Source organism: Nonomuraea sp. SBT364, from assembly GCF_001083785.1.
GTDB lineage: Bacteria > Actinomycetota > Actinomycetes > Streptosporangiales > Streptosporangiaceae > Nonomuraea.
This window is the reverse complement of record NZ_LAVL01000055.1, coordinates 43443-50139: the sequence shown is the minus strand read 5'-3', so window position 1 is coordinate 50139 and position 6697 is coordinate 43443. Positions and strand designations below refer to the sequence as shown.

The window sequence follows — 6697 nt, the reverse complement described above, 5'->3', positions numbered from 1 at the left end:
GCAGCGAGCAGCGCCTGCGTGCGCGGCCGGCGCCGCCGGCCCCGGTCCGCCAGGCGCGCGGCCACGGCGGCGGGCAGGGCGGGCGCCCGGTCGGCGGCGTGCTCCAGGGTCCTGCGCAGGGTCTCCTCGACGGCCGGCTCCCGGCCGTGCTCGTCCGGGCCGGTCATCGTGCGCCTCCGGAGATCGGGTGGGCGGGGACGGTGGCGCGCAGCTTGCCGAGGGCGCGGTGCGCCTGGCTGCGTACGGTGCCGCGGGAGACGCCGAGCACCTCGGCGATCTCCGCGTCGTCGAGCTGCTCGTAGTAGCGCAGCACGAGCACGGCCCGCTGCTTGCGGGGGAGGGCGGCCAGCGCCTGCCACATCGCCCGCTCGTCGCCGCTGGGCAGCGTGTCGTGGTGCTCGCGGTCCGGCGGGTCCCACGTCACCTGCTCGCGCCGGCGCAGCCGCCAGGCGGCGATGTGCAGCCGGGCCATGGTGGTGCGCGCGTAGCTCTCCGGGTTGTCCTTGGAGCGCAGCCGGGGCCAGGCCGCCCGCATCTTGAGCAGCGCCTCCTGCACCAGGTCGGCCGCGTCGTGCGGATTTCCCGCCAGTACGTATCCGTACCGCATCAGCGCGTCACCCCGTTCGGCGACGAACTCCGCGAATTTGGACTCATCGTCCACGCTGCCTCTGCCTCTCGTCGTTCCCTGTCACCTCCGAGAGCACGATCGCGTGGAAACTGTTGCACGAAAAAGTGGCCGCGCCAGGCCGGGGGGTGTCTGGCGCGGCCGTTTCGCCGGGGGAACCGTCCCATGCCCTGGAGGTGGCCGGCGAGTTCGGGACATCAGTGGGCGAACTGCTCCTCTTCGGTGGAGCCCTTGAGCGCGGTCGTCGAGGAGTCGGGCGCGACGGCGGTGCTGACCAGGTCGAAGTAGCCGGTGCCGACCTCGCGCTGGTGGCGCGTGGCGGTGTAACCGCGCGCCTCGGCGGCGAACTCGGCCTCCTGCAGGTCCACGTACGCGGTCATGCCGTCGGTCGCGTACCCCTGGGCGAGGTCGAACATGGAGTGGTTCAGCGAGTGGAAGCCGGCGAGCGTGATGAACTGGAACTTGTACCCCATGTGCCCGAGCTCCCGCTGGAACTTGGCGATCGTGGAGTCGTCCAGGTGCTTCTTCCAGTTGAACGACGGCGAGCAGTTGTAGGCGAGCATCTGGTCGGGATACTCGGCCTTGATCGCCTCGGCGAACTCGCGGGCGACGTCCAGGTCGGGCGTGCCGGTCTCCATCCACAGCAGGTCGGAGTGCGGCGCGTAGGCCAGGCCGCGCGCGATGCACGCCTCGATGCCGTTGCGGACCCGGTAGAAGCCTTCGGCGGTGCGCTCGCCGGTGGTGAAGCGCTGGTCGCGGGGGTCCACGTCGCTGGTCAGGAGCGTCGCGGCCTGGGCGTCGGTCCGCGCGATGACCAGGCTGGGGACTCCCGCGACGTCCGCGGCGAGGCGGGCGGCGTTCAGGGTCTTGATGTGCTGGCCGGTGGGGATGAGCACCTTGCCGCCGAGGTGGCCGCACTTCTTCTCGGAGGCGAGCTGGTCCTCCCAGTGCACGCCCGCGGCGCCCGCGGCGATCATGCCCTTCATCAGCTCGAAGGCGTTGAGCACGCCGCCGAACCCGGCCTCGGCGTCGGCGACGATCGGCGCCAGCCAGTGCGGGGCGTCCGGCGTGCCCTCCGACCAGGTGATCTGGTCGGCGCGCAGCAGCGCGTTGTTGATGCGGCGCACGACGGCCGGCACCGAGTTGGCCGGGTAGAGGCTCTGGTCGGGATAGGTGTGCCCGCCCAGGTTCGCGTCGGCGGCCACCTGCCAGCCCGACAGGTAGATGGCCTTCAGCCCGGCTCGCACCTGCTGCACGGCCTGGTTGCCGGTCAGCGCCCCGAGGGAGTGCACGTAGTCCTCGGTGTGCAGCAGGTCCCACAGCCGTTCGGCGCCGAGCCGGGCCAGCGTGTGCTCCTCCTGGACACTCCCGCGCAACCGGACCACGTCCTCGGCGCTGTAGGTGCGCTCGATGCCGGCCCAGCGAGGGTCGTTGTCCCACTCTTCACGCAGCTGCTCGGCAGCTCCCTTGAGGCGATCGTTCATCGTTGTCTCCTTTGTCGTCCCCTGGGGCTCATGCCGAGTCTCTGCCCCCGCGCCCCCGCCGCCATAGGGTGTGAATCAGAGAAGAACGACGAAATTTCGCAGAAATCGCAACTACTCCCGGGTATTCGCCTGAGAAGAAATCGCGACTTTTCCTGTTGGCCTAGACCAATGGCTGCCAACCTGCCACGACTAGAAGATGGGCAGATTTTCCGTCTAAGATGCCTGCATGGCGTCCTTGCTAGGAGAAGAACCGCTGTCTTTGACGCAAGAGCTCGACCTCATCGCGTTCGGGCAGCGCCTGCGCCACCTGCGCAAACAACGTGGCCTCACCCTGTCCGACCTCGGCTCCCGGGTCAGCCGGGCGCCCAGTCAGCTCTCCCTGCTGGAGAACGGTAAACGCGAGCCGAAGCTGTCGCTGCTCAAGTCGCTCGCCGCCGCGCTCGGCGTCCCGGTCGAGGAACTGCTGCGCCGCCAGCCGCCCAACCGGCGCGCCCAGCTGGAGATCGCACTGGAGGAGGCGCAGCGCGACCCGCTCTACGCCGGGCTCGGCCTGGCGAAGCTGAAGGTCTCCGCGCGCGTGCCCAACGACGTGCTGGAGCACCTGCTCGGCCTCTACGGTGAGCTGCGCGCCAGGCAGGCCAGGGGCACCGCCACCCCGGAGGAGGCCAGGGCCGCCAACGCCGAGCTCCGGCGCAGGCAGCGCGAGCTCGGCAACTACTTCCCCGACATCGAGAAGGCCGCCGCCGAGGCGCTGGCCGCGGTCGGATACCGGACCGGCGCGCTGTCCCAGAGCATGATCCAAAGCCTGGTCACGCACTTCGGCTACACCGTGCACACCGCCCAGGACCTGCCCCGGTCGGTGCGGTCGATCACCGACCTGCGCAACCGCCGCATCTACGTCAAGCACGAGCAGCTCGGCATGCACACCCCGCGCACGATCCTGCTCCAGACGCTCGGCCATCTCGCCCTGGGCCACGACAAGCCGCGCGACTTCGCCGACTTCCTGCGCCAGCGCACCGAGGCCAACTACTTCGCCGCCGCCGTCCTGGTGCCCGAAAAGGCCGCCGCCGTCTACTTGCGCGAGGCCAAGGCCGACCGGGCGCTGTCGGTGGAGGACCTGCGCGACGTGTTCGCCGTCTCCTACGAGATGGCCGCCCACCGCTTCACCAACCTCGCCACCCACCACCTGGGCCTCGTCTGTCACTTCGTGCGCAACGACGCCGGGGGCATCATCTACAAGGCGTACGAGAACGACGGCATCGTCTTCCCGGCCGACGAGCAGGGCGCGATCGAGGGGCAGCGGATGTGCCTGCAGTGGTCGGGCCGCCAGGTCTTCACCTCGCCCGACCGCTTCTCCGTCTTCTACCAGTACTCCGACTCGCCCACCGGCACCTACTTCTGCGTCGCGCACGTCGACCCGTCACGCGAGCGCGACTTCGCCATCACGCTGGGCGTGCCGTTCAAGGAGTCGCGCTGGTTCCGCGGCCGGGAGACCACCAGCCGCACCAAGTCGCACTGCCCCAACGGCGACTGCTGCCGCCGCCCGCCGACCGACCTGACCGAACGCTGGGAGGGTTACGCCTGGCCGTCGGCCCGCGCCAACTCGCACGTGCTCGCCGCCCTGCCGCCCGGCTCGTTCCCGGGGGTTGACGAGGCCGACGTTTACACGTTCTTGGAACGCCACGCGGCCGCCGGCTGACCGTCGCCTATCCTGGGGGCGGGGATGAACGGGGGTGGTTCGCATGCTGCCTGAAGTTCAGAGCTGGATGCGGCGCCGCAGCTCGCGGGCCGCGGACTGGCCGGTCTCGGCGCTCGCCGAGGCCAAGGGGGCCGCGACCGTGAGCGTGGTGCTCCCGGCGCGCGACGAGCGGGAGACCGTGGGGGAGATCGTCGCCGTCATCATGCGGGAGCTCGGCGCGGTCGTCGACGAGGTCGTGGTGATCGACTCGCGCTCCACCGACGACACGGCGGCCGTGGCAGCCCGGGCGGGCGCCCGCGTGCACGCCCAGGACACCATCCTGCCGGACCTGGCGCCGCTCGACGGCAAGGGTGAGGCGCTGTGGAAGTCCCTGGCGGTCACGAGCGGCGACATCGTCGCGTTCGTCGACGCCGATATCCGGAGATTTCGCTCTACCTTGGTGAGCGGATTGCTCGGTCCGCTCCTCAACGACACCTCCGTCGCGTACGTCAAGGGCTGCTACGACCGCCCGCTCGACGGCGCGCCCACCGGCGGCGGCCGGGTGACCGAACTCGTCGCCCGCCCGCTGATCAACCTGCACTGGCCCGAGCTGGCCGGTTTCGTCCAGCCGCTCGCCGGGGAGTACGCCGGACGCCGCGCCGCGCTGGAGCGGGTGCCGTTCCTCACTCGGTACGGGGTCGAGATCGGGCTGCTCATCGACCTTCTCGACCTGGCGGGGCTGGACGCGTTCGCCCAGGTGGACCTGGGGTCGCGCGAGCACGCCCCGCAGTCGACCGAGGCCCTGGGCGGCATGGCGGGCCAGATCATGCTCGCCGCGTGGTCCCGCCTGTGCCGGCAGGGCAAGATCCAGACCTGTCACGACCCATCGTGCCGCCTCGACCAGTTCCGCCGCGTCACCGCCGGGCACGAGATCCTGACCAGCGACATCTCGGTCGCCGAACGCCCCCCGATGGTCACCGTGCCGGCCGCCGCGTCAGCCGCCTGACGGGCTCTCCCCGGGCAGGCCGTCGCGCATCGCCGCGGCGGCGAAGGCGGCGGCGTGCTCGCGCATCGCCTCCTGGTCACCCGCCGCCTCGCCCAGGAAGATGCGCGCGAGCTGCGGCATCATCGACGGGAACAGTGCCAGCCCGGTCAGCAGGAACACCGTCCGCGCCGTCGCCGCCGTGGGCCGCTCGCTCATCGAGGCCGTCTTGCGCGCGCACCGCTCCACCCGCGCCTCCTGGCCGGGCAGCAGTTGCTGGCCCCGGTAGCTGAGCGCCTCCCACATCAGCAGCCGCACCAGCTCGGGATGGGCCTGGTAGTAGGCGGTCAGCTTGGCCACGTAGTCGGCCGGGTCGCTGCCGGGCAGCGCGATCTGCGCGGTCAGGTCGTCGAGGGCCTCGGTGATGACGGCGTCGAAGAGCTTCTCCTTGTTGCCGAAATGGCCGTAGATGCGCTCCTTGTTGACGCCGGCGCGCTCGGCGATCCGGTCCACACGCGCTCCCGCGATGCCGTAGTCGGCGAACTCCCCGCGGGCGGCGGCGAGCAGGGCGGCCCTGGTGGCGGTGGTCGAGACCTTGGGTGGCATACGGGCCATTCTATCGCTACCAACTGGTTGGTTGACATCCAACTAGTTGGTTGGTGTAGCGTCCCGATCCATGACGACGACTTCCGCCCGGCCCGCGCCCCTCATGGCGCCGTTCGGGCCCACCCTCGTGGCCTTCGTGCTCACCGCCGTGCTGGTGAGCGGCCAGCTCTACATCGTGATCCCGTTGCTGCCCGACATGGCCGTGAGCTGGGGGACCAGCCCCGGCGCGCTGACCTGGCTGGTGACCGCGTTCGGTGCCGGGTACGGTGTGGGATTCCTGGTGTTCGGTCCGCTTTCCGACCGGTTCGGGCGCAGGCGGCTGGTGCTCGCCGGGCTGCCTCTTGCCGCTCTCGCCACCGCGCTGGTCGCCGCCGCCCCCTCGCCGGAGGCCGCCCTGGTGCTGCGTGCCGTCCAGGGGCTCGCGGTGGCCACGTTTCCCCCCGCCGGGCTGGCGTACCTGGCCGAGCGGATCGAACCGCGCCGCCGCGCGGTCGCGATCTCGGCGGTGACCGGCGCCTTCCTCGCCTCCGCCGTGCTCCTGCAGGTGCTCGCGCAGCTGCTGGTGAGCGCCGTCGGCTGGCGCGGCCTGTTCCTGATCTCCGGCGCCGCCCTCGCCCTGTCCGGGCTCGGGCTCCGCGCCACCATGCTGCCCGGCGGCGCCCCGTCCGCCACCATGCTGCCCGGCGGCGCCCCGTCCGCCACCATGCTGCCCGGCGCCCCGTCCGCCGCCCCGGCGGCCGGTGGCGGGTCGGTCGCCGGGATCCTGGCGGCGTACCGGCCGTTGCCCGGGTTGTTGCGCGACCGGGTGCTGCTGGTGCGGTACGCGGCCACGGTCGTGGTGCTGACCGGATTCGTGGCCGTCTACACCGGGCTGCAGCTCCATGGCGTCACACCGTCGCCCGGCGAACTGCTCGCGCTGCGCGCGGCCGGGCTGCCCGCTATGGTCGCGGTCCCGCTGCTCATGCCCTGGTTCGGCCGCGTCGCCCCCGTCACCAGGGCTGCCGCGACGCTGGCCGGCGGCGCTCTGGTGCTCGCCGCCGCGGCCCTGACCGGCGCCGCAGGTCCCGGCCTGGTGCTCCTGATCGCCCTGTACGCCGTCGCCATCACCGCCTGCCTGCCCAGCCTGAACGAGTCGATCTCCGCCCGCGCCGGTCAGGCGCGCGGCACGGCGCTGGCGCTGTTCTCCTTCTCGCTCGCCGTCGGCGGCAGCGTCGGCCCGCAGGTCGCCGCCCTCTTCGGAGGCTTCCCCCCGCTCCTGTACGGTCTCGCCGCCGCGATGGGCCTCTCGGCCCTGGCCGTCAGGCTGGCCAGCTGAGCGAGGC

At 71.7% G+C, this 6697-nt stretch carries 6 protein-coding genes; 3 read left to right on the top strand and 3 right to left on the bottom strand.

The annotated features are described in order from the left end of the window. Positions 1 to 163: 163 nt before the first annotated feature. Both ADY59_RS24055 and aceA read right to left on the bottom strand, forming a co-directional pair. A complete protein-coding gene (locus tag ADY59_RS24055) occupies positions 164 to 661 on the bottom strand; it encodes a SigE family RNA polymerase sigma factor (RefSeq protein ID WP_049565818.1) in 498 nt (165 codons plus the stop codon). A 161-nt stretch (positions 662 to 822) separates the two neighbouring features. Continuing rightward, positions 823 to 2109, bottom strand: a complete 1287-nt coding sequence (aceA, locus tag ADY59_RS24050) for an isocitrate lyase (protein ID WP_049565817.1) — start codon at positions 2107 to 2109, stop codon at positions 823 to 825. 226 nt (positions 2110 to 2335) lie between these two features. On the opposite strand from aceA, the gene ADY59_RS24045 reads away from it, so the two are divergent. After that, complete coding sequence (locus tag ADY59_RS24045; RefSeq protein WP_049565815.1) at positions 2336 to 3808, top strand: helix-turn-helix transcriptional regulator; 1473 nt, start codon at positions 2336 to 2338, stop codon at positions 3806 to 3808. Between the two features lie 43 nt (positions 3809 to 3851). Continuing rightward, positions 3852 to 4793, top strand: a complete 942-nt coding sequence (locus ADY59_RS24040) for a glucosyl-3-phosphoglycerate synthase (RefSeq protein ID WP_049565812.1) — start codon at positions 3852 to 3854, stop codon at positions 4791 to 4793. Here the strand turns inward: ADY59_RS24040 and ADY59_RS24035 are convergent. After that, positions 4782 to 5375 carry a TetR/AcrR family transcriptional regulator gene (locus ADY59_RS24035; RefSeq protein ID WP_053175085.1) on the bottom strand — a complete coding sequence of 198 codons (594 nt, stop codon included), beginning with the start codon at positions 5373 to 5375 and terminating at the stop codon, positions 4782 to 4784. The genes ADY59_RS24040 and ADY59_RS24035 overlap by 12 nt on opposite strands. 70 nt (positions 5376 to 5445) lie before the next feature. On the opposite strand from ADY59_RS24035, the gene ADY59_RS24030 reads away from it, so the two are divergent. Next, the gene (locus ADY59_RS24030; protein ID WP_082310357.1) at positions 5446 to 6690 is read left to right on the top strand and encodes an MFS transporter; all 1245 of its coding nucleotides are present in this window, start codon (positions 5446 to 5448) and stop codon (positions 6688 to 6690) included. Positions 6691 to 6697: the final 7 nt, after the last annotated feature.